This is a genomic window from Rhodanobacter sp. Root627, from assembly GCF_001427835.1.
GTDB classification, from domain to species: domain Bacteria; phylum Pseudomonadota; class Gammaproteobacteria; order Xanthomonadales; family Rhodanobacteraceae; genus Rhodanobacter; species Rhodanobacter ginsenosidimutans.
Genome location: NZ_LMGW01000001.1, coordinates 802103 through 823092 on the forward strand (window position 1 = coordinate 802103; position 20990 = coordinate 823092).

A 20990-nucleotide genomic window follows, 5' to 3' on the forward strand; every position below is an offset into this window, starting at 1 on the left:
GTCACCACCTGTGCAGATCACCACCTGTATAGAGCCGCAACGGTGCCGACGGGTGCGGCGCCAGCGGCGGGCGCCAGCTCGACCACGCCGTGGGTTTGCGGCAACGAGGAAAAGTCGCCCGAGGTGGGGCTGGGTTGCGGCCGCGCCATGGCCCGGCCGTGGTCGTCGTGTTGCACGTCCACCGGCACGAAACAGGTCAGGGCCGGATGCGTGGCGGCCGCGTCCGCCAGCACGACCTTGACCGGCGCAGCCGCGGTCAGGCCGATGGCGTGCTCCAGCGCCGGCAGCAGGTAACGCACGGCACACACCAGCGCCGACACCGGGTTGCCCGGCAACGCGAAGATCACCTGCCCCTGTGGCCCGATGCCAAACCACATCGGCTTGCCCGGCCGCTGGGCGATGCCGTGCAGCACTTCCTGCACGCCAAGCGCGTGCAGCGCGGCAGGCACAAAGTCGCGCTGGCCGACCGAGACGCCGCCGCTCAATACCAGCACCTGTCGGGTTGCCAGCAAACCGGCAAGCACCTGGGTGGCGATGTTCAGATCGTCCGGCAGCCAGGTGCGCTCCACGTCGTCGAAGCCTCGCGTCGCCAACGCCGCGGCCAGGGCGCGGTCGTTGGAGCGACGGATCTGCCCCGGCGCCAGTGCCTGATCGACCTCCCGCAATTCGTCGCCGGTAGCGACGATCGTCACCGATGGCCGCTTTGCCACCTCGACCTGCGCCGCGCCGTTGGCTGCCAGCACGGCGACCTCGGGCGAGCGGATGCGCGTGCCCGATCGCAGCAGGAGTTCGCCTTCGCCACAGTCGGCACCGCGCGGATGGATGAACTGGCCGGCTGTGGGTTCATAACCATCGCTCAGCACGAATCGTTCGCCATCGCGCCGCGTCTGTTCGATGGGAACCACGCTGTCGCAGCCGCGCGGAAGCATCGCGCCCGTGGTCACTTCGATGCAGGCGGCGGGATCGTCCAGCACCTGCTCGTCCATGCCCGCCAGCGCCAGTCCGGCGCGCCGGAAGCGCTGCTGGGTGATCGAGCTTTGCTCCCTCCCCTGCTCCGCAGGGGAGGGCTGGGGAGGGGTTGCTTTTGATCTGAAAGGCAGAAGCCTTACCCCCTCCCAGCCTCCCCCTGCGGAGCAGGGGGAGGAGAAAACGGTAGCGATCGCGATGCCATCCATCATCACCCGGTCGAACGGCGGCTGGTCGCGCTCGGCCTGCACGCTCTGGCGCAACACCCGACCCGTCGCCGCATCCAGCGCCACGCGCTCGGTGCCGAACGACGGCATGTGCGCGTGGATGCGCTGCTCCGCTTCAGCAACGCTCAGCAGGCTCTTCATCAAGCTGCACCGCCGTGCGGCAAGCGCGACGCCTGCCATGCCGCAGCGATCACGTTGACCAGCGGTTTCAGGTGGAAATTGCGCTCTGGGCGCAGGATGGTGCGGACACCCAGCTCGCGCAGCGTCGTCTCGATCACCGGGCCGATGGCGGCGATCGGCATGCGGGTGAGCGCGTGCAGCAGCGTGTCGCGCAGGCCAGCGTCCCTGGCCACGCCGAGCAGCCGGGTGAGCTGGGCCGAGCTGGTGAACGCCACCATGTCCAGTTGCCCGCCGACCAGTTCCTGGATGGCTTGCAGCACCTCGGTGGTGTCGCTGTCGGAGGCGTAACGGTAAGGCGTCACCGGGAACACGATGGCGCCGCGCGCGCGCAAGCCGTCGAGCAGCGGCAGGCCTCCATCACCCGGATACAGTTGCAGGCCGAGCCGACGGCCGGTCAGATCCTCGGCGGCAAACGCCTGCAACACGCCTTGCGAGGTGGGTTCCGGTGCCGGCAGCCACGGTGCGGGCAGACCCAGTTCGCGCAGGGCGCGGGTGGGCTTGGGACCGCGGGTGATGGCGCGGCTGCGCTTGAGCGCGGCGATCACCGCATCGCGCCGGCCGATTTTCTCGGCGATGCCGACCAGGTGGTGAATACCGTCGCCGGTCATCCAGATCACGTCGCGAAAGTCCCCGGCCAGCAGTTGCCCGATCCACGCCTCGGCCTCGGTGCTGTCCTCGAGATCGAGGATCTGCACCAGCGGACAGCGGCGCGTGGTGGCGCCCTTTTTCTCCAGCATGCCGGCGAACAGATCCAGCTCGCGGCTTTCCGGCACGAGGATGCGCAACTGGTCGAGCGGTCCGCTGATCATGCCTGCACTCCGGTCTCGATGACGTTCAACGCCAGCATTTTCTTCAGCTCGGGCAGGCACGAACCGCAGTTGGTGCCGGCGCCCAGCAGCGCGCCGATCTCGGCCGTGCTGGTCAAGCCATGATCGCGGATGGCCTTGCGGATGCTGGTCTCGCTGACCGACATGCACGAGCAGACGATGTTGCCTGATGTTTGCGGCCCCGCTTCCAGGCCGGCAAGCAGGCCCAGCCGCTTCAATGCATCTAGCGGCCGGCCGAGCAAGGCGCTGGCGGCTTCGGCTTCGGGAAACGTGGCTTGCGGCGCGGCGAAGAACACGCAGGCGTCGAGCTTTCCATCGACCAGGCCGGCGTAGCGGAAGACGGATTTCTTGGGGTCGGCGTAGGAGATCAGCTCGGCCGCGACATCGATCTGCAGCAGGTGGCGAAGCGTCTGTTCGGAATCGATCAGCGCCTGCAATGCGGTGAGGCCGGACAGCTCGTAGCGGAAACCCATGGCGATCGGCGCCTTGCTCCACAGCCCGTCGTCACCCAGCGACAGCTGCCCGTCGCGACGTCGCAGCAGCACGCCACGCCAGGTTTCGCTCAATGCGCTGACCTGCACCGGCGTGCCCTTGAGATCCGGCTGGCCCGATACCGGATCGGTCAGCGCATGCACCAGCCGGTCGGTGGGACCGCTGGAGGCGAACTGGTCGGTCCAGTGCATCGGCGCGAATACCTGGCCCTGGCGCAGGCCCGGATCGATTTCCACCCGCAGGCTGGTCTGCCCTTGCACACTGGTGACCCGCGCCAGGCCACCGTCGACGATGCCACGCAGCATCGCGTCGCGCGGATGCAGTGCGAGTCGCGGGCCGGGGCTGTGCGTCATCAGGTGGGGGATGCGCCCGGTGCGGGTCATGGTGTGCCACTGGTCGCGCACGCGACCGGTGTTGAGGATCAGCGGAAAGCCGGCCAGTTTCGCGTCGGCGCGGATCGCCAGCGGCAGCATGCGCGCGCGTCCGTCGGCGGTGGAAAAGCGGCCGCGTGCGAACAGACGCGCGTGGCTGGCGCCCTGCCCTGATGCGGGACACGGCCACTGCACGGGGTCGAGCGCCTCGTAGGCGTCGTCGTCCAGCGTGGCCAGCGCACCCAGGTCGAGCCGGCGTTGGCCGTTGTTCTCGAACGCGGTGAGCGCGGCATGCTCGCGAAAGATCGCCGCCGGCGTCTCGAACGCAAACGCCTCGCGCCAACCCATGCGCTTGCCGACCTCGGCAAACATCCACCAGTCCGGGCGCGCCTCACCGGGCGCCGCGCGAAAGCGGCGCTGGCGCGAGATGCGGCGTTCCGAGTTGGTCACGGTGCCGTCCTTCTCGGCCCAGCCGGCGGCGGGCAGCACGATATCGGCCAGCGCCGTGGTGTCGGTGGGCCAGGCGTCGGAGACGATCACCAGCGGACAGGCGCGCAAGGCATCGCGCACGAGATCCGCGCGCGGCATGCTGTTGGCCGGGTTGGTGGCAGCGATCCAGATCGCCTTCAGCCGACCATCCGCCGCGGCCTCGAACAGGTCCACCGCCTTGTAGCCGGGCATGCGCGCCACTTGCGGCGCGTTCCAGAAACGGCCGACCCGATCCACGCTTTCCGGCTCGAAACCCATGTGCGCGGCCAGCTGGTTTGCCAGCCCGCCAACCTCGCGACCGCCCATGGCGTTGGGTTGCCCGGTGAGCGAAAACGGTCCCATGCCGGCGCGACCGATGCGTGCCGTGGCCAGGTGGCAGTTGAGGATGGCGTTGACCTTGTCGGCGCCATTGGCGGACTGGTTCACGCCTTGCGAGTAAAGCGTCATCACGCGCTCGGTGCGCGCAAAGCTGTCGTAGAAACGCAGCACGTCGGTAGGGTCGAGATCGGTGGCCGCGGCCACCAGCTCCACCGAGCCGGCTGTGGCGCGGGCAGCGGTGACGGCCTCGTCGAAACCGGCTACATGCTCGCTCACCCAGTCGCGATCGACCTTCCCCGCATCCACCAGATGCACCAGCAAGCCGTTGAACAGCATCACGTCGCCGCCGGGGGCCAGCGGCAGATGCAGGTCGGCCATGTCGGCGGTGGCGGTGCGGCGCGGGTCGACGTTGATCAACTGCGTGCCGCGCTTCTCGCGCGCGGCCATCAGGCGCTGGTACAGCACGGGATGGCACCACGCCATGTTGCTTCCCACCAGCACCACCAGGTCGGCTTCCTCCAGGTCCTCGTAGCAACCGGGCACCACGTCTTCGCCGAACGCACGCACGTGGCCGGCCACGGTGGATGACATGCACAGCCGCGAATTGGTGTCGATATTGCCCGCGCCGATGAAACCCTTCATCAGCTTGTTGGCGACGTAATAGTCCTCGGTGAGGAACTGGCCGGAGACGTAGAAGCCGATCGCATCGGGACCGTGCGTGTCGCGGATGCGGGTGAACTCGGCGGCGATGCGATCCAGCGCCTCGTCCCAACCGGCAATGCGTCCGCCGATGGTGGGTTGCTGCAGCCGGTCCGGCAGGTTCAACGCATCTTTCAGCGCCGCGCCCTTGGAGCACAGCCGCCCGAAATTGGACGGGTGCTCGCGATCGCCGCGCGGCACGCCGCCCTCCACCGTCACGCCGCAGCCCACGCCGCAATAAGGACAGGTGGAGCGGATGGTGCTCACGCGATGGCCTCAACCGCCGGCTCGGGCAGGTAGACGTGGATGTTGCCGTCCACCACGCGTAGCGGTATCGACCTTGCCCTGCCCTCGTCCGGCGCCACGGCTTCGCCGGAGTCCAGCGCGATGCCCCAGTTGTGCAAGGGACAGGTGACGGTCTTGCCCGAGACGATGCCCTCGGACAGCGGCCCGCGCTTGTGCGGGCATTCGTCGATGAGGGCGAACACCTCGTCGTCGCGGGTGCGGAACACCGCGATCGGCCGGCCGGCCTGGCGCAGGCACAGGCGGCGGCTGCCGCTGCGCGGGATGCTTTCCAGCGGGCCGATGTTTTTCCAGTCGTGTGCGCTCATGCCAAGGCTCCCGCGAGTTCCGGCAGGGGTTGAAAGGCTTCGGCCGCCACGCCGCTGGCGCGTTCGTGCCAGGGGTCGACGCGGGCGAAGGTTTGCGAATACAGGAAGCGCTGGCACAACTGCTCGCGTCCTTCGGCGTCCTCCACCAGGCGCCGCTTGACGTAGTCGATGCCGACGCGGGCGATCCATGGCGCGCTGCGTTCCATGTAATGCGCCTCCTCGCGATACAGCTGCATGAAGGCGCCGGCGTATTGCAGCACCTCCTCCTCGGTGGATACGCGCACCAGCAGGTCGGTGACGCGCACGTCGACGCCGCCGTTGCCGCCGACCAGCAGGTCGTAGCCCGCGTCGATGCAGATCACGCCCAGGTCCTTGATGCTGGCTTCGGCGCAGTTGCGCGGGCAGCCGGAGACGGCGAACTTCACCTTGTGCGGCGTCCATGAGCCCCAGCACATCTTCTCCAGCTTCACGCCCAGCCCTGTCGAATCCTGCGTGCCGAAGCGGCACCATTCCTTGCCGACGCAGGTCTTCACCGTGCGCAGTCCCTTGGCGTAGGCATGGCCGGAGACCAGCCCGGCCTGGCCCAGGTCGCTCCACACGGCAGGCAGGTCTTCCTTCTTCACGCCCAGCAGGTCGATGCGCTGGCCGCCGGTGACCTTGACCGTGGGGATGTTGAATTTTTCCGCCACGTCGGCGATCGCGTGCAGCTCGGCCGGCGTGGTCAGGCCGCCCCACATGCGCGGCACCACGCTGTAGGTGCCGTCCTTCTGGATATTCGCGTGCAGGCGCTCGTTGACGAAGCGCGAGCTGGCGTCGTCCTGGTATTCGCCCGGCCATTCGCACAGCAGGTAGTAGTTCAACGCGGGGCGACACTTGTGGCAGCCCTCGGGTTTCTTCCACGCCAGTGCCGTACGCACTGCATCCATGCTCTTGAGCTGCTGCGTACGGATGGCGGCGCGCACCTCGTCGTGATCCGCCTCGGTGCAGTCGCATACGGTCTTCTTCGTTGCCTTGGCATCCACGCCGGCGGCGTACGCCAGGATCTCCTCGACCTGGCCGGTGCACTGCCCGCAGGAGGCCGAGGCCTTGGTGTGCGCGCGCACTTCGGACAGCGTGGTCAGCTTGAGCGTGCGGATCGCCTTGACGATGTCGCCCTTGCACACGCCGTTGCAGCCGCAGATCTGGGTGTCGTCGGGCATGGCCTCGTAATCGACCGCTTGCGCGCCGCCGCTTTCCGCCTCGGCGAAGGCCTTGCCGAACACTAGTCGTTCGCGCAAGGCGGAAACGTCGTCCTTGTCGCGCATCAGTTTCAGGTACCACTGGCCATCGACGACGTGCCCGTACAGCACCACGCCGACCAGGCGTCCATCGCGCAACACGATCTTCTTGTAGACGCCGCTGGACTCGTCGCGCAGCATGATCTCTTCATCGGACTCGTCCGCCGCCATCAGCGCGCCGGCGGAAAACACTTCCACGCCGGTGATCTTGAGGCTGGTCGACAAGGCCTTGCTGGCGAAGATGGCCGCCTGGTCGCCTGCCAGCCGCGCACCGCACACCTTGGCCTGATCCCAGATGGGCGCCACCAGGCCGAACACCTGTCCCCGATGCTCGACGCACTCGCCCACCGCAAAAATGAGCGGGTCGCTGGTGCGCATGTCATCGCCCACCACGATGCCGCGGTTGATCTCCAGCCCGGCGGCAACGGCCAGCTCGATGCGCGGACGAATGCCGATCGCCAGCACCACCAGGTCGGCGGGAATCTCGCGCCCGTCTTCCAGCAGAACGCTTTCGGCGTGATCGACACCGGTGATCTCCTTGGTCTGGCCCTCGGTGAAGAAGGCGATGCCCCGACGATCGAGATCACGCTGCAGCAACTGGCCGGCGGCGGCATCGAGTTGGCGCTCCATCAAGGTCGGCATCAGATGTACCAGGGCCACCGACATGCCGCGCTGGCGCAAGCCCCACGCCGCCTCCAGCCCCAGCAACCCGCCACCGATGACCACCGCGTGCCTGTGGGTGCGCGCGGCCGTCAGCATCTTGTCGACGTCGGCAATATCGCGGAACGCACACACGCCAGGCAGCTCCAGCCCCGGAATGCGCGGCGCCAATGGCTTGGAGCCGGTCGCGATCAGCAGGCGGTCGTAAGGCACGCAGATGCCATTCGCCGAAGTCACCGTGCGCGCATCCCGATCGATGGCGGTGACCTCGTCGCCGGTGATCAGGCGGATGCCGTTTTCCTCGTACCACTCGCGCGGGTTGATGACGATCTCGTCGAGTTGCTTGTCGCCGGCCAGCACGCTGGACAGCATGATGCGGTTGTAATTGACGTGGGGCTCGGCGCCGAAGACGGTGATGCGATAGCGCTTGCCGCCTTCGTGCTTGAGCAGTTCCTCCACCGTGCGCATGGCGGCCATGCCATTGCCGATCACCACCAGTTGCGCGATGGGTGGAATGCGGGCGAGATCGTCGTTGATGTACATGGAGTCGCTCCGGTGGTGTGAGGGAGATGGGCTGAGGGAGATGCGCTTGGGGTCGGCCATGGGTGGCGTCCTCAGACGCGCACGCCGCTGAGTACCGCGACGCCGCGCCAGCGCAGCCGCACGCTGGCAATGCCGCCCCAGGCCAGCAGTGCCAGCAGCGCGAAGGTGCCGAAGCCATAGCCGTAGTTGCCGGTGAATTGCCGGGCGTAACCCAGCCCCGCGGCGAGGCAGAAGCCACCGACGCCGCCGGTCATGCCGACCAGGCCGGTGAGTAGGCCGACGTCGCCACGGAAGCGTTGCGGCACCAGCTGGAACACGGCGCCGTTGCCCATGCCCAGCGCCGTCATCGCCAGCGCCAGCGCAGCCAGCGCGCCGAAGGCCGGCTGGTGGCCGAAGGTGATGATCGCCAGCATCAACGCCACAAACGCGTAGACCATGGACAGCGCGCGGGTGCCGCCGATGCGGTCGGCCAGCGCGCCGCCCAGCGGCCGCACGAACGAGCCCACGAAGACGCAGCCCGCCGTGAAGTAACCCGCGGTCACCGCGGACAGGCCGTACTGGTCGTTGAAGTAGATCGGCAGGAACGAGGACAGGCCGACGAAGCCGCCGAAGCTGATGCCGTAGAAAAACATCAGCCACCACGCATCGGGCGTGCGCAGCACGCGCCGGTAATCCGCCAGCGTTTTCGGCGGCGGCGAGTTGGGGCTGTCCCGGGCGAACAACACGAACGCCAGCAGCACCACCAGCAACGGCAAGGCCGCCAGGCCAAGGGTGTTGCGCCAGCCGATCGCCAGCGCCAGCGCGGGTGCGAACAACGCGGCGAACACGGTGCCGGAGTTGCCCGCGCCGGCCAGCCCCAACACCACGCCCTGGCGTTCCGGCGGATACCAGTACGACACCATCGGCAAGGCAATGGCGAACGAAGCGCCGGCCACGCCCAGCACGACGCCCAGCGTCAGCATCTGGCCGAACGAATGCAGGCCCAGCCACCACGCCAGCAGCAGTCCCACGATCACCACCAGCTGCATCGCGATGCCGACCCGGCGCGCCTTCCACTGGCCGATCAATACGCCGTTGAGCACCCGCAGCAAGGCACCGGCCAGCACCGGCGTGGCCACCATCAGGCCCTTCTGGTCCGGCTGCAGATGCAGGTCGTTGGCGATCAGCACTGCCAGCGGCGCAAGCAGCACCCAGACGGCGAAGCTGAGATCGAAATACAGGAAGCAAACGGCCAGCGTGGGGAAATGACCGGCCTTGAAGAAGGCTTTGCTCATGGCAATGGCTCGCGGTTTCAGCGCTTGCAGCGCTGCCGGATCTACCGGTTGCGAACCGCCATTAGCTCGCGAGGAACTGCATTGTCAGTAGCCAGATCAGCCCGCCATTAGGCTGTCTTCCTCGATCGTACCGGCGGTGCGGGAACCGCGGGTCACGGTTTATGTTGTAGTGCAACAAATCGTCAAAGGCAAGCGTTTTTTATGTGGATTGTCGTTTACCTCCACGCTCAACGCGTGGCGTCGTTTCCGTCGTTGCGTGCGCGGATGGGCATCGCACTCTCGCCCAGCGGCGGCAGCGCGTCGGGGTCGAAAACGGTGCCGTCGCAGAACCGGTCGGACGGCATCGGGATCGGCAGCGGCGTGGCATCGAGCGACCACGCCGCCGCGTGTGCGCCCTCCACTTTCCAGTCCGCCCGCGGTACCGATTCGCCTGAAGGTGACAGCGCGGCGCGATACAGGTCGGGCCGATATACGCGCTCAGCCAGGGTGCGCAGGTCGATGCTGTCGTCGATCAACTGCCAGCGCCGCATCTGGCTGAGAAACCACAAGCCCTGCGAGCGCCAGGGGAACGTCGCCGCGCCACGATGGAACACGCAGCCGTTCGACGTCTCGGCACCGCCGGGCAGGCTCGCCAGGATGGCGTGCGAACCGAGGTTCAGATAGCGCCGACGCGACAGCAGCGAGGCGATGTAGGCGGTGTTTTCGGCGTCGTCGCAGAAGCGGGATGAACGATGCAGTGCGCGCAGCACGCCGGACAATGCTTCGGGATGCTGGTTCGCCCAGCGCGCGCTCACGGCGAACGCCTTCTCTGGCGCGTTGCTCCAGATCTGCTGCGAGCCGGCGATCGAATGGCCCACGCTGTTGCGCCGTGCCACCTCGCCCCACGGTGCGCCCGCACAGAAGCCGGAGATCTGCTTTTCGCGCAGCGCTTCCACGGCACGCGACGGTGGCACCACCGCCAGCTTCACATCGCGATCCACCTCGATGCCGACGCTGGCCAGCCAGTAGCGGCACAGCAGGTTATGGGTGGAAAACGCATGCACCACGCCCAGCGTGAGTGGCTGCTGGCGCAGGCAGGCGGCCAGCGCGGGCAACGGGTCCAGATCGTCGCTTTCGCCCAGCGCGCGCACCCGTGTCGCCAGCTCGCGCTCCAGCGTGATGGCCACGCCGCCCACGCTGAGCGTGTAGGGAATCAGCATGGGTTGCGCCACGCCGCGCAGGCCCAACTGCACCGCGAACGCCAGCGGCGGCACGATCACCGCCGCGTCCAGCGCGCCGAAGGCCAGCTTGTCCGCGATGTTGGCCCACGAGGGCTCGACTGCCAGCTCCACCTCCACGCCTTCGTCGGCAAAGAAGCCGAACTCGTGCGCGGTGACTACCGGCGCGCTATCGGTAAGGCGCAACATGCCGATGCGCAGCTTCGGCGCCGTGCCGCTGCTCGATGGTGTCGGCGCATTCATGGCTGTCTCCCCTTTCCCTTGTGCGAATCCGTGCCCGCGTCGTGCCGGGTCACGAAGGCCGCGACCACCTCGGCAAGTTTCCGGTTCTGGTTCATCGCCGTTTTCTGCAGCCAGCGATACGCTTCCGGTTCGGTCATCCTGCGACCCTGCATCAGCAGCGCCTTGGCGCGCTCCATCAGGTGCCGCTCCTCCAGCCTGGCCTGCGCTTCGGCCAGCTCGCCCTCGACCTTGCGCAGGCGGCGGAACAGCGCGATGGCCGAGGCCATGATCGGCTTGATGTCCTGCAACGGTACGCCGGAGAGGTTGTACGAGCACACGCCCGCGTCGATCGCCTCTTCGGCAAACGCCGGATCGTCGCTGCCGGCAAACATCACGATGGGGTGGCCGGACGATACCAGGCGCAAGTCTTCCAGCGCGTCGCGATCGGGCAACGCCATGTCGACAATGATCAGATCCGGCTTGATGTCCTCCACCGCAGCGATCCGCCCTGCCCCTTCCGGCACCCGCACCACCTGGGCAAAACCGGACTCGCACAGGATCTCCTCGAGCGCGCGCGCACGGCCGGCGTCAGTGTCGATGAGAAGGATTTTCAGGGACATCGGTGGGTGCGATTTCCATCAAGCCGTGATGACGCGTTGAAACATCCGGCGGTGTTATTGCTATGCAGCACGCGCATCAGCCGGCGAAACGCCATTCGTCAAAGTTGTCGTGACCATGGTTCAAATCCGGTTCGATCCATCTTGCTGCGTTGCCACATTCATTGATTGATCTGTTATAAGAAAAGCACGGCGCGTTGTCATTTTGCACACTTGCCTGGCATCCGTATACGGGCGTATGGATGGCCAAATGATTTTCTTGAAATGCACCCGAATACACCAACGCAATCCCCGAATCGGGGAAAGCCCCGCCCCGGAGACACGACATGCGCCTGTATCCCTTGTTTGCGGACTTGAACGGCTTGCCGGTACTGGTAGTGGGCGGCGGAAACGTGGCCGAACGCAAGGTTGCCGCCCTGCTCGAGGCCGGTGCCGTGGTCCGTGTTGGTGCACCGCACTTGCTCCCGGCCCTGGCTGAACAGGTGGCCGATGGACGCATCGCGCACATCGGCGGCGACTTCGAGCCGTCGTGGCTGGACGATGTCTGGCTGGTGATCGCCGCCACCGACAATCGCCAGCTCAATGCCGAGGTCGCCGCCCACGCCACCGAAAGGCGCATCCTGAGCAACGTGGTGGACGACCCGGCGCTGTCGCGTTTCCAGGTGCCGGCCGTGGTGGATCGGGCACCGCTGACCATCGGCATTTCTACGGCTGGCGCCGCGCCCATGTTCGCTCGCCGCGTGCGTGAAACGCTGGAGTCACACCTGGACCCGGCGATCGGCCCGCTGGTGGCATTGGCGCAACGGCATCGCAAGGCGATTGTCGACGCGTTCCCCGATCTTGCCGCCCGGCGCCGGTTTTACGATGCGTTGTATGACGGCCCGGTGCTCCAGCTGCTGCGCCACGCACGCCACGCCGAAGCCGAGGCGGCGTTGCTCGACGCGCTGGATCACGATGCCCCACCCGTACCCGGTTCGGTCGTGCTGGTCGGCGCCGGCCCCGGCGATCCGGGCTTGTTGACGCTCGCCGGGTTGCGCGCGCTCAACCGGGCCGACGTGATCCTGCACGACCAACTGGTCAGCCCCGAGGTCCTGGCGATGACGCGGCGCGATGCCGAGCGCATCGATGTCGGCAAGCGCGGCGGCGGCCGGCACACCCCGCAATCGGAGATCAACGCGTTGTTGCTGCAGCATGCCCGCGCCGGGCGTTACGTGGTGCGGCTGAAGGGTGGCGACCCGTTCGTGTTCGGTCGTGGCGGCGAGGAGATGCAGTACCTGCGGCGCCATGGCGTGGCCTGCACGATCGTGCCCGGCGTGACCGCGGCCGTGGCCTGTGCCGCCTACGCGGGCATCTCCCTCACCCACCGCGAACACGCCCAGTCGGTGCGGCTGCTCACCGCGCACTGCAAGGATTCGATGGACACGCTGGACTGGGCCGCGCTGGCGGGCGAGCGGCAGACCCTGGCGGTGTACATGGGCCTCGCCCAGCTCGCTCATCTCACTGAGCGCCTGCTGGCGCATGGCCGCGATCCGGATACGGCCTTTGCGCTGATCGAGAACGGAACGCTACCGCAGCAACGCGTGCTCCGGGGTGAACTCCATGCCCTGCCCGCGCTGGCATCGATGCACCACATCGAGGCACCGGCCTTGTTGATCATCGGCCAGGTGGCGATGATGGCCGACGAGCTGGGCTGGTTTGGCGAGACGGTCGATACGGCCAATGCCGAACTGGCCGCGTAGCGATGCCGACTGGGCGCATCCGCTCAGTCATCCCAACGCGACACCTCCGGAAAGCCGCAGCGGTAATACCAGTCCAGCACGGGCTCGGGCACCAGGGCCTGCAAGTCGTTTCCCAGCGCGACGTAAGCGTCGAGGACGTCGCGCAACACTTTTTCGGCCCGGCCGTTGCGCTGGTCCAGCGGGATATTGAAGTGCTGGTACTCGATCATCTCCAGCATGCGCGACGACCAGCCGAACAGCAGATCGCTCCACTCATCGAACCGGGCACGGACCCAATCGCGAAGCGGTGCGTGCAAGGTCAGCCCTTCCTGCACGCAGAGCTTGTGCGCCAGCACGCTGACGGGTAAATAGGCGCCGCGGTACCACTCGGTGTGACCGGCAGCCGATCGCGGCACCACCAGTGGCGCCGGTGCGCGGAAATCGGCGAAGGTGGTAATGAACAACCGTTCGATCCGACGCGCATCGCGCAGGCGGTCGGTGTGGATCAGCAGGCCGCGGTCCAGGTCGAAGAATTCAAAAAAGCGCGGATGCAAGGTGCGGAAGCGGTCCACGGGATCGCGCGAGAAGCCGACTTTCAGGATGTCCTCATCGCGGCATGGCAGCACGTAGACATAGGTTCGCCCACGGCTGGTGAAACGGGGAAAGGCAACGTCGTCATTCACGGAAGTCAGGCCGGCAGCACTTGCTTGGGTGTACCGCATTCCCCCGCGCCCGTCGTGGCATGGCGGCAGTGGTTCCATCCGCAGCTAGGGCTGCGGATGGCGAAACATTCAATCGTCGCTGGGAGCCTTGGCCGGAATGAACGGTGAAACGGGATCGCTCGCCGGAAAGGTCTCCTCCAGCGCCTGGTCCTGGTTGTCGCTCTCCTCCTTCTTGCGTGCGGCGCGCTCCGCCTCGGTCTCGGTGTGCTTGGGCAGTTCGTCAGGGCATCCGACGTCTTTGCGGTCGTGTGTGGACATGGTGACTCCTCTGGCGGGAGGCTTCAGCGTGCAGTGCGTGCTGTTAAAAGCGCATGCGTTTTCCGTCTAGACACCGCCGCCGGTCGGGATCATGAATGCGGGGTTTTCACCAGCGGCTCACCGGGGCTCCTGTTGCATGGCGGGAGGCATCGGCGAGCGGAAGGTGATGGGCAAATCGCGTATCGGCATTTCCGGTTGGCGCTATGCGCCGTGGCGCGGGAAGTTCTACCCGGAGTCGCTGGTGCAGCGCGACGAGTTGCACTACGCATCGCGGCAGGTCGCCACCATCGAGATCAACGGCTCGTTCTATTCGTTGCAGCGGCCGGAGAGCTACACGCAATGGCACGACCAGACCCCGCGCGGTTTCGTGTTCGCGGTGAAGGGGCCGCGCTTCATCACCCATGTGCTGCGGTTGCGCGACATCGAACGGCCGCTGGCGAATTTCTTCGCCTCCGGCGTGCTGAACCTGGGGGCGAAACTTGGACCCATGCTCTGGCAATTCCCGCCCAATTTCCGCTACGACAGAAAGCAGTTCGGCGACTTCCTGGCGTTGCTGCCGCGTAACACCCATCAAGCAACCCAACTGGCAACCAGGCACGACAGCCACCTGAAACATCCTGCCGAAAGTTTCCCGGAGGCATCGCACCGCCTGCGCCATGCGGTGGAAATCCGCCACGAGAGTTTCGTCGACCCCGATTTCATTGCCCTGCTCCGCCAGCACGGCGTGGCCCTGGTGGTGGCGGATACGGCCGGCAAGTGGCCGTTGCTGGAAGACGTGACCGCCGGCTTCATGTACCTGCGCCTGCACGGCGACAAGAAGCTCTACGCCAGCGGATACAGCGATGCCGCGCTGGACGACTGGGCTCGCCGCATCCGCGCGTGGCAGCGCGGCGCGCAACCGCGCGGCGCCCGTCGCGCCAGCGGCAAACCGCCGCCCGCGCGCCAATCGCGTGACGTGTACTGCTATTTCGACAACGACATCAAGGTGAAGGCGCCGTTCGACGCCATCAAGTTGCGCGGACGGCTGGACGGCCGTTCATAAGCCCCCAACGGCCGTTAGCCGCAGCCGCACATGCGCATCAAAAGAATGCGTTGGGATTGATCCCGAAGCGGGCGGACAGGTTGCGGATGTGGTGCGCCGTAAGGCTGCGCTGCCCCGCGAGGATTTCGGATACCTCGCTCTGGCGGCCGATTTCCGGCAGCTGAGCCAACTTCAGGCCGTGCTGCTCCATCAGGAAACGCAGCACCTGGGCGCTCTGCGGCGCCGACATCGCGTTGTGCCGCTGGTCGTAGGCGTAGACGAGATCGTTGAGCGTCATGAACAGCAAATGCTGTGGATGCGTCTCCTCCATCGCGCCTTCACTGATCAGCGCATCGGTCAGCTGGATGGACGCCTCATAGTCCTGGTCATCCGCGATGTGGCCGACGTGCGAGATCGCGTGGAAATGGTTCCAGGCGTCAGCAATGGGGGCGATGGCAAGCGGCTGATTCATTCCATTTCCTTGGTCGAGTCGGGGCGAGGGTCAGGACATCGGGCGTTTCACCACGGCGAAGGTAGCACCACTCGGGTAAGCACATCAGCCACGGTCATGCCGATCAACACGGCCAACCAGGCAAAACCCACCGCCGCGGCTATCCGCAACAGCGGCGGGCCGTGGCGCAGGCGCATGAAGAACGCCATCACCAGCAGCGTCTTGAGCACGGAAATGCCCAGCGCGATCAATGTGTTGAACACTCCAATGGGCAACAGCGCCAGGCCGGCGCTGGTCAGCAGCAGCACCAGCAGGGTCGCCAACACGGTCAGATGGAAGCGCAGCGAAGGTGGCGAAACTGGTTTCGTCGGTGTGTTCATCCGGCCCTCTCCACCAGGTAAATCAGCGGATAGACAAAGATCCACACGATGTCGACCAGATGCCAATACAGCGCCGACAGCTCCAGGGGTGTGTAGTGTGCCGCGCTGAATCGCGCGCGCTGGGTGCGGTGGGCCATCACCAGCAGCAGGATCACGCCGATGCCCACATGCAGGCTGTGGAAGCCGGTGATGAAGTAATACAGGCAGAAGAACAGCTGCATCGGCGTGGCCAGCGGGCCTTGCTGGGTGTAATGGATGCCCGGCATCAACCCCTCGCGGTATTCGCTGTAGTACTCGAAGCCGTGCATCACCAGGAAGCTCAGGCCCAGCGCTGAGGTCAGCACCAGCAGCCACACGGCGATGCGGCGGCCACCCAGTTGCACGTCGCGCAAGGCCAGCGCTACGGCGCAGCTGCTGGTCAGCAGCACGGCGGTTTCGATCGTGCCCAGCAGCATGTCGGTATGCCGGCTGCCCGCCGCGAATGCCTCGGGAAAGCGCACGCGGCACACCGTGTAACCAGCGAACAGTACGCCGAAGAACAAGGCCTCCGTGGCCAGGAACGTCCACATGCCCAACGCCGACGCGTCGCGCTGCTGCGCGGCATCGTCGAACTGTCGGGCCAGCATGGCGTTGCCGCTGTTCATGCGTCCTCGTAGGCGTACGGCCCTTCGGTGACCACAGGCGTGACCTCGAAATTGTGCGTGGGCGGCGGCGAGTCGGTGAGCCATTCCAGCCCCTTCGCGCGCCAGGGGTTCGGCCCGGACCGCGGGCCGCAACGCAGCGACCAGCCCAGGTACACCAGCGGCAGCAGATAGGAAACGGCCAGGATCGACGCACCCGCCGACGACAGGATGTTCAGCACCTGAAACTGCGGCAGGTACTCGTGATAGCGCCGCGGCATGCCCTCGTAACCCAGCAAGTACTGCGGGAAGAACGTGAGGTTGAAGCCGAAGAACATCAGGATCGCGGCGAAGCGCGCCCATGCCTGCGAATACAGCCGGCCGGTGACCTTGGGCCACCAGAAATGGATGCCGCCCAGGTAGGCCATCACCGAGCCGCCGACCATGATGTAGTGGAAATGCGCCACCACGAAATAGGTGTCGTGCAGGCTCACGTCCAGTGCGGTGGCGGCCAGGAAGATGCCGGTCATGCCGCCCAGCATGAACAGGCCCACGAAGCCCAGCGCGTACAGCATCGGGGCGTTGAAATCGATGCGTCCCTTGTACAGCGTGGCCGTCCAGTTGAAGACCTTGATCGCCGACGGCACCGCGATGATGAAGCTCAGTATCGAGAACACGATGCTGGCGTACATCGACTGCCCGGCCACGAACATGTGGTGGCCCCAGACCAGGAAGCCCACCACCGAAATGCCCACGATGGCCCACACCATGAACTTGTAGCCGAAGATGCGCTTGCGCGCCCCGGCGGTGATCAGCTCGCTGACCACACCCATCGCCGGCAGCACCATGATGTAGACGGCCGGGTGCGAATAGAACCAGAAGAAATGCTGGAACAGCAGCGGGTCGCCGCCCAGCGCCGGGTCGAAAATGCCCACGCCGAAGATCCGCTCCAGCGCGATCAGCGACAGCGTCATCGCCAGCACCGGCGTGGCCAGCACCATCACCAGCGCCACCGCGTACATCGCCCATACGAACAGCGGCAGGCGCATCCAGGTCATGCCCGGCGCGCGCATGCTGTGGGTGGTGGCGATGAAATTGATGCCGGTGAGGATGGAGGAGAAACCCACCACGAACACGCCCACCACGGTCAGCATCACGTGACCGTTGGAAAACATGGTGGAAAAAGGCGTGTAGAACGTCCAGCCCGTATCCACCCCGCCCAGCACCAGCATCGCCAGGGTGAACAGCCCGCCGATCATGTACAGGTACCAGCTGAAAAGGTTCAGCCGCGGAAACGCCATGTCCCGCGCGCCGATCATCATCGGCAACAGAAAGTTGCCCAGCGTGGCGGGGATCGACGGGATCAGGAAAAACCACACCATCACCACGCCGTGGAAGGTGAACGCCTTGTTGTATGCGTCGGCGGTCAACAGGTCGCCGGCCGGCGTGATCAGCTCCAGCCGGATCAGCAGCGCCGCGAAACCGCCCAGGAAGAAGAAAAACGTGATCGCCAGTGCGTACAGGATCGCGATGCGCTTGTGGTCGTGGGTGAACAGCCACGAACGCAGGGTATGACCGTCATCAAGATAGCTGCGCGGCGGCGGTACGGCGGATTCAATGTTGTTCACGTGCAGCCTCCGTCGCGGTGCGGCGCGATTTGAGATAGGCGATCAGGGCCAGTACGTCGTCCTCGCCGATGCGGCCGCTGTAGCTGGGCATGATCGGCGCGTAACCGGCCGCCACCTGCTTGCGCGGCAACATGATCGCGTCGTGGATGTAGCGGTCGTCGGCGCGTACCTGGCTGCCATCGGTCAGCGGTACGGTGCTGCCGTAAAGCCCATCCAGGTCGGGTGCATGCACGTCGGACTGGCTGCCGTGGCAGCCGCTGCAGCCGAAGCGGCGGAAACGTTCGGCGCCCTGCTCCGCCAGGCCGGTGCTTGCGTGTGCCTGCAGCCAGCGCGCGTAGTCGGCCGGTTTCATCACGCTGACGGTGCCGGTCATGCGGGCGTGGTCGGTGCCGCAATATTGCGAGCACAGCAGCGGGTAATCGCCCTCGCGCGTGGCGGTGAACCACAACTGCGTGTAGCGCCCGGGCAACACATCCTGCTTTTGCCGGAACGCGGGCACGTAGAAACTGTGGATCACATCCTGCGACGTCATCACCAGCCGGATCGGCTGATCCCGTGGCACGTGCAGGCTGTCGATCTCACGCTGGCCGCCCGGGTGTTGCACCTTCCACATCCACTGCTTGGCCACCACGTAGATCGGCGCCGCGTCAGCCGGCGGCGTGCGCATGCGGCTCCACAGGCTGATGCTCCAGCCGAACAGCGCCATGAACATCACGAACGGCACCAGCGTCCAGGTGATCTCCACGCCCACGCGCGTGCGGTTCGCGCCGGTGCGGTCGGCATGGCTGCGGCGGCGATACTTCACGCAGAAGAAGATCATCACCACGAACACCGCCACCGACACCGTGCCGGTCAGCGCCAGCATCATGTCGAACAGCGTGTCCACGCTGCCGGCCAGACTCGACGCCTGCGGTGGCGCCATCGCGATCATGTCGTCCTCCGCCGCCGATGCAGCCACCACACGGCGGCGCCCAGCACGATCGCAAAGCCGATGCCGACGAACTGCATCACGCGTCCGATCAGCAGGCTGTAACGGCCGGTGCTGGGGTCGTAGCCGCAGCACAGCAGCACCAGTTGATCCACCAGGCCGCCGAGTTTTCCGCGCGAGGCATCCACCAGCGCCAGCCGCAGCGAGCGCGGCGGGTAGTCGACGCCGAACATGTACTGGGTCACGCGCCCTTCGGCGGACAGCACCACCACGCCGGCGGCGTGGGCGTATTGGTTATTGCGTGGGTCGAGGAAATAACGGAAGCCGATCGCACGGGCCAGCGAATGGATGTCTGTTTCGTTAGCGGTCAGGAAATGCCAGCGATCGACCTTCGCCGCTGGCTGTTCCCGCGCCAGCATGCGCTGGCTGGCGGCGGCGTCGGCGGGCAGCTCGCGTGGATCGATGCTGACGAACACCATCTCGTAGTCCTGAGCCGGCCGCAGCGTCAGCTTCGCCACGGCGTGCGCCATCCCGTGCAACACCGCATCGCACAAGTTCGGGCAGCGGTAATAGCCCATGGCCAGCAGGATCGGCTTGCCGTTGGCGACCTGGCGCAGCGAGCGCGACTGGCCGTCGCTTTCCCGTAAGTGCAGTTCCATCGGGACCTGCGCACCCAGACGCTGGTCGAAGCCCGCGCGCTGGTCGAGATCGGCCGGCGCCATCGGTGCATGCGCCAACGCGGCTGCACTCAGCCACAGACAGGCGCAGGCGATGAGGGCGCGGCGGATCATCGGGAATCCTCCGCGTCGGATGTCGCCGGTGTGGCATGGTTTGCCACCAGCAAGGCCATCGCCCGCTCGATCGGGATCTGCGCGATGCCGGCATCGCGATCCACCCAACCGTAACGCTCCAGCCGTTGCCGCTGCTGCGCGCGCTCGGCCGCCAGATCCGCCGCGGGATCGGCCTGCAACCGCGGCGCAGGCGGCGGTGCCTGCAGGCCGGCGGTGAGCTGCGGCGCCAGCCAGAAGCGCAGCAGCGGATACATCAGCGCCGCGATCAGCACCAGCGCAATGCCAAGGCCCAGCGCCACCCGATGCAGCAGGCGCGCATTGATCCACGCGGATTCGTGGCGGTGATTGTCGTTCATGGCCATGCCCTCGCGGCGGACGCGTTCACGGGTTGCACGACGGCACGCCAGCGCGCATCGAACAGCACCCACCACCAGCCACCGATGCCCAGCCACGCCAGCGGATCGCTCCACGCCAGGGCAAAACCGCCCGACCGAAAACTGGGCACCACCAGCCAGAACACATAGACGTAATGCATGACCAGCAACAGCGCCGCCACGGCCAGCAACCAGCCCGCGTGATGTTTGGCCTGCCGCGACAACAGCACAGCGAATGGCACGGCCAGATGAAACACCACCAGTGCCACGCCCAGCGCGCTCCAGGAGGTTTTCAGCCGCGGCAGGTACCACACGGTTTCCGCCGGCAGGTCGCCGATCCATGCGGTGAGGTAATCCATGAACGCCAGGTACGACCAGGCCAGCACCAGCGTCAGCAGCAGGTTGCTCACGTCACCGAGCAAACGCGCGGGCTCGGCCGGCGGATGCGATGGCACATCAATGCGCCGATGCCGCAGCGCTGCGTACAACACCGCCAGCGCGGCGGCGGCCAGCAACTGGCTGGTGGCCACGATCAGCCCGAAGATGGACGAGCGCCACGCGGGCACCAGCGACATCACCCAGTCCACCGCGGCCGTGGTCACCGTGAGCAGATAGACGATCAACCCCAGCGCCGCGAAGCGTGACAGGCCGGCGTCGTCGGCGCGATCCAGCCGCCGCCGCAACGCCGAGGCCAGCCACAGCCACAGGCCGAAGCACACCAGCATGCGCACGATGAAAAAGCCGTCGTCCAAGTACCAGCTTTGCCTGCGCAGCGCGGCATTCGCCATGGCGCCCGGCGCCGCCCACGGATAGAGCAGATGCATGCCCAGCAGCAGCGGCAGCCACAACACCGCCAGCCACGGCAAGGGCCGCAGCGCCGCCAGCAGTTGCGGGCGCAGGTACCAACCCCAGCCACCGCCGGTCAGCACGTGCACCATCAGCAGCGCCATCGATCCCAGCGACAGCGACAGGCCGAACATGCCCGCCACCAGATACGACAGCAGCGCCTGTCGCGGTGCATGCCAGCCCAGCAGCAGGCACAGCAACAGCGCGATGGTAGCCACGCAGGCCACCGCCACATGGACGCGCCGCGCGTGCCGTTTATCCAT

General features: G+C 66.5%; 20 protein-coding genes. 2 read left to right on the forward strand and 18 right to left on the reverse strand.

Annotation, left to right across the window (positions count from 1 at the left end):
* Window positions 1-17: 17 nt before the first annotated feature.
* The 8 genes from ASD68_RS03850 to ASD68_RS03885 all read right to left on the reverse strand — a co-directional run bounded on the left by ASD68_RS03850 (window position 18) and on the right by ASD68_RS03885 (window position 10993).
* Window positions 18-1334 carry a molybdopterin molybdotransferase MoeA gene (locus ASD68_RS03850; RefSeq protein WP_056603621.1) on the reverse strand — a complete coding sequence of 439 codons (1317 nt, stop codon included), beginning with the start codon at window positions 1332-1334 and terminating at the stop codon, window positions 18-20.
* The gene (locus ASD68_RS03855) at window positions 1334-2182 is read right to left on the reverse strand and encodes a uroporphyrinogen-III synthase (protein WP_056603624.1); all 849 of its coding nucleotides are present in this window, start codon (window positions 2180-2182) and stop codon (window positions 1334-1336) included. Before ASD68_RS03855 ends, ASD68_RS03850 begins: the two co-directional genes overlap by 1 nt.
* Window positions 2179-4836: a nitrate reductase gene (locus ASD68_RS03860; protein WP_056603627.1), complete on the reverse strand. Its 2658-nt coding sequence runs from the start codon at window positions 4834-4836 to the stop codon at window positions 2179-2181. The genes ASD68_RS03855 and ASD68_RS03860 overlap by 4 nt, the downstream gene beginning before the upstream one ends.
* Entirely contained in the window at window positions 4833-5180 is a 348-nt protein-coding gene (gene nirD / locus ASD68_RS03865; protein WP_056603630.1) for a nitrite reductase small subunit NirD, read from the reverse strand. Before nirD ends, ASD68_RS03860 begins: the two co-directional genes overlap by 4 nt.
* Window positions 5177-7660, reverse strand: coding sequence for a nitrite reductase large subunit NirB (gene nirB / locus ASD68_RS03870; protein WP_056603633.1), 2484 nt, complete (start codon window positions 7658-7660; stop codon window positions 5177-5179). The genes nirD and nirB overlap by 4 nt, the downstream gene beginning before the upstream one ends.
* A 71-nt stretch (window positions 7661-7731) precedes the next feature.
* Window positions 7732-8934 carry an MFS transporter gene (locus ASD68_RS03875; RefSeq protein WP_056603636.1) on the reverse strand — a complete coding sequence of 401 codons (1203 nt, stop codon included), beginning with the start codon at window positions 8932-8934 and terminating at the stop codon, window positions 7732-7734.
* Window positions 8935-9161: 227 nt separating this feature from the next.
* A complete protein-coding gene (locus ASD68_RS03880) occupies window positions 9162-10394 on the reverse strand; it encodes a CmpA/NrtA family ABC transporter substrate-binding protein (protein WP_056603639.1) in 1233 nt (410 codons plus the stop codon).
* Window positions 10391-10993, reverse strand: a complete 603-nt coding sequence (locus tag ASD68_RS03885) for an ANTAR domain-containing protein (protein WP_056079001.1) — start codon at window positions 10991-10993, stop codon at window positions 10391-10393. Before ASD68_RS03885 ends, ASD68_RS03880 begins: the two co-directional genes overlap by 4 nt.
* Window positions 10994-11316: 323 nt before the next feature.
* Between ASD68_RS03885 and cysG the strand changes: the two genes are divergently transcribed.
* Window positions 11317-12729, forward strand: a complete 1413-nt coding sequence (cysG, locus tag ASD68_RS03890; protein ID WP_056603641.1) for a siroheme synthase CysG — start codon at window positions 11317-11319, stop codon at window positions 12727-12729.
* 23 nt (window positions 12730-12752) lie between these two features.
* Here cysG and ASD68_RS03895 read toward each other — a convergent pair whose 3' ends face one another.
* Together ASD68_RS03895 and ASD68_RS03900 are read right to left on the reverse strand one after the other, a co-directional pair.
* Complete coding sequence (locus ASD68_RS03895) at window positions 12753-13391, reverse strand: GIY-YIG nuclease family protein (protein ID WP_162247404.1); 639 nt, start codon at window positions 13389-13391, stop codon at window positions 12753-12755.
* A 108-nt stretch (window positions 13392-13499) separates the two neighbouring features.
* Window positions 13500-13688 carry a hypothetical protein gene (locus ASD68_RS03900; RefSeq protein ID WP_056079009.1) on the reverse strand — a complete coding sequence of 63 codons (189 nt, stop codon included), beginning with the start codon at window positions 13686-13688 and terminating at the stop codon, window positions 13500-13502.
* 166 nt (window positions 13689-13854) lie between these two features.
* Between ASD68_RS03900 and ASD68_RS03905 the strand changes: the two genes are divergently transcribed.
* Window positions 13855-14730 carry a DUF72 domain-containing protein gene (locus tag ASD68_RS03905; protein WP_056605131.1) on the forward strand — a complete coding sequence of 292 codons (876 nt, stop codon included), beginning with the start codon at window positions 13855-13857 and terminating at the stop codon, window positions 14728-14730.
* A gap of 37 nt (window positions 14731-14767) precedes the next feature.
* On the opposite strand, the gene ASD68_RS03910 is transcribed toward ASD68_RS03905, so the two are convergent.
* From ASD68_RS03910 to ASD68_RS03945, 8 genes are read right to left on the reverse strand one after another with little or no spacing between them, the layout of a single operon-like run.
* Window positions 14768-15181 (reverse strand): transcriptional regulator, encoded by a 414-nt coding sequence (locus tag ASD68_RS03910; RefSeq protein ID WP_056603646.1) that lies wholly within the window; start codon window positions 15179-15181, stop codon window positions 14768-14770.
* A gap of 47 nt (window positions 15182-15228) precedes the next feature.
* Window positions 15229-15540 carry a cytochrome C oxidase subunit IV family protein gene (locus tag ASD68_RS03915; protein WP_056603650.1) on the reverse strand — a complete coding sequence of 104 codons (312 nt, stop codon included), beginning with the start codon at window positions 15538-15540 and terminating at the stop codon, window positions 15229-15231.
* Window positions 15537-16184, reverse strand: coding sequence for a cytochrome c oxidase subunit 3 family protein (locus tag ASD68_RS03920; protein ID WP_056603652.1), 648 nt, complete (start codon window positions 16182-16184; stop codon window positions 15537-15539). Before ASD68_RS03920 ends, ASD68_RS03915 begins: the two co-directional genes overlap by 4 nt.
* A complete protein-coding gene (gene ctaD / locus ASD68_RS03925; RefSeq protein WP_200945324.1) occupies window positions 16181-17788 on the reverse strand; it encodes a cytochrome c oxidase subunit I in 1608 nt (535 codons plus the stop codon). Before ctaD ends, ASD68_RS03920 begins: the two co-directional genes overlap by 4 nt.
* Window positions 17775-18719, reverse strand: coding sequence for a cytochrome c oxidase subunit II (gene coxB / locus ASD68_RS03930; protein ID WP_056605137.1), 945 nt, complete (start codon window positions 18717-18719; stop codon window positions 17775-17777). Before coxB ends, ctaD begins: the two co-directional genes overlap by 14 nt.
* Window positions 18716-19507, reverse strand: coding sequence for an SCO family protein (locus tag ASD68_RS03935; protein WP_056603655.1), 792 nt, complete (start codon window positions 19505-19507; stop codon window positions 18716-18718). The genes coxB and ASD68_RS03935 overlap by 4 nt, the downstream gene beginning before the upstream one ends.
* Window positions 19504-19863 carry a hypothetical protein gene (locus ASD68_RS03940; protein WP_056603658.1) on the reverse strand — a complete coding sequence of 120 codons (360 nt, stop codon included), beginning with the start codon at window positions 19861-19863 and terminating at the stop codon, window positions 19504-19506. Before ASD68_RS03940 ends, ASD68_RS03935 begins: the two co-directional genes overlap by 4 nt.
* Window positions 19860-20990, reverse strand: a complete 1131-nt coding sequence (locus ASD68_RS03945) for a hypothetical protein (protein WP_056603661.1) — start codon at window positions 20988-20990, stop codon at window positions 19860-19862. Before ASD68_RS03945 ends, ASD68_RS03940 begins: the two co-directional genes overlap by 4 nt.

What these genes read in the sequence shown, in the direction of transcription:
- ASD68_RS03850 (WP_056603621.1), bottom strand. Translation starts at nt 1,334, where the DNA reads ATGAAGAGCCTGCTGAGCGTTGCTGAAGCGGAGCAGCGCATCCACGCG.
- ASD68_RS03855 (WP_056603624.1), bottom strand. Translation starts at nt 2,182, where the DNA reads ATGATCAGCGGACCGCTCGACCAGTTGCGCATCCTCGTGCCGGAAAGC.
- nirD (WP_056603630.1), bottom strand. Translation starts at nt 5,180, where the DNA reads ATGAGCGCACACGACTGGAAAAACATCGGCCCGCTGGAAAGCATCCCG.
- nirB (WP_056603633.1), bottom strand. Translation starts at nt 7,660, where the DNA reads ATGTACATCAACGACGATCTCGCCCGCATTCCACCCATCGCGCAACTG.
- ASD68_RS03875 (WP_056603636.1), bottom strand. Translation starts at nt 8,934, where the DNA reads ATGAGCAAAGCCTTCTTCAAGGCCGGTCATTTCCCCACGCTGGCCGTT.
- ASD68_RS03880 (WP_056603639.1), bottom strand. Translation starts at nt 10,394, where the DNA reads ATGAATGCGCCGACACCATCGAGCAGCGGCACGGCGCCGAAGCTGCGC.
- ASD68_RS03885 (WP_056079001.1), bottom strand. Translation starts at nt 10,993, where the DNA reads ATGTCCCTGAAAATCCTTCTCATCGACACTGACGCCGGCCGTGCGCGC.
- cysG (WP_056603641.1), top strand. Translation starts at nt 11,317, where the DNA reads ATGCGCCTGTATCCCTTGTTTGCGGACTTGAACGGCTTGCCGGTACTG.
- ASD68_RS03900 (WP_056079009.1), bottom strand. Translation starts at nt 13,688, where the DNA reads ATGTCCACACACGACCGCAAAGACGTCGGATGCCCTGACGAACTGCCC.
- ASD68_RS03905 (WP_056605131.1), top strand. Translation starts at nt 13,855, where the DNA reads ATGGGCAAATCGCGTATCGGCATTTCCGGTTGGCGCTATGCGCCGTGG.
- ASD68_RS03910 (WP_056603646.1), bottom strand. Translation starts at nt 15,181, where the DNA reads ATGAATCAGCCGCTTGCCATCGCCCCCATTGCTGACGCCTGGAACCAT.
- ASD68_RS03915 (WP_056603650.1), bottom strand. Translation starts at nt 15,540, where the DNA reads ATGAACACACCGACGAAACCAGTTTCGCCACCTTCGCTGCGCTTCCAT.
- ASD68_RS03920 (WP_056603652.1), bottom strand. Translation starts at nt 16,184, where the DNA reads ATGAACAGCGGCAACGCCATGCTGGCCCGACAGTTCGACGATGCCGCG.
- coxB (WP_056605137.1), bottom strand. Translation starts at nt 18,719, where the DNA reads ATGATCGCGATGGCGCCACCGCAGGCGTCGAGTCTGGCCGGCAGCGTG.
- ASD68_RS03935 (WP_056603655.1), bottom strand. Translation starts at nt 19,507, where the DNA reads ATGATCCGCCGCGCCCTCATCGCCTGCGCCTGTCTGTGGCTGAGTGCA.
- ASD68_RS03940 (WP_056603658.1), bottom strand. Translation starts at nt 19,863, where the DNA reads ATGAACGACAATCACCGCCACGAATCCGCGTGGATCAATGCGCGCCTG.
- ASD68_RS03945 (WP_056603661.1), bottom strand. Translation starts at nt 20,990, where the DNA reads ATGGATAAACGGCACGCGCGGCGCGTCCATGTGGCGGTGGCCTGCGTG.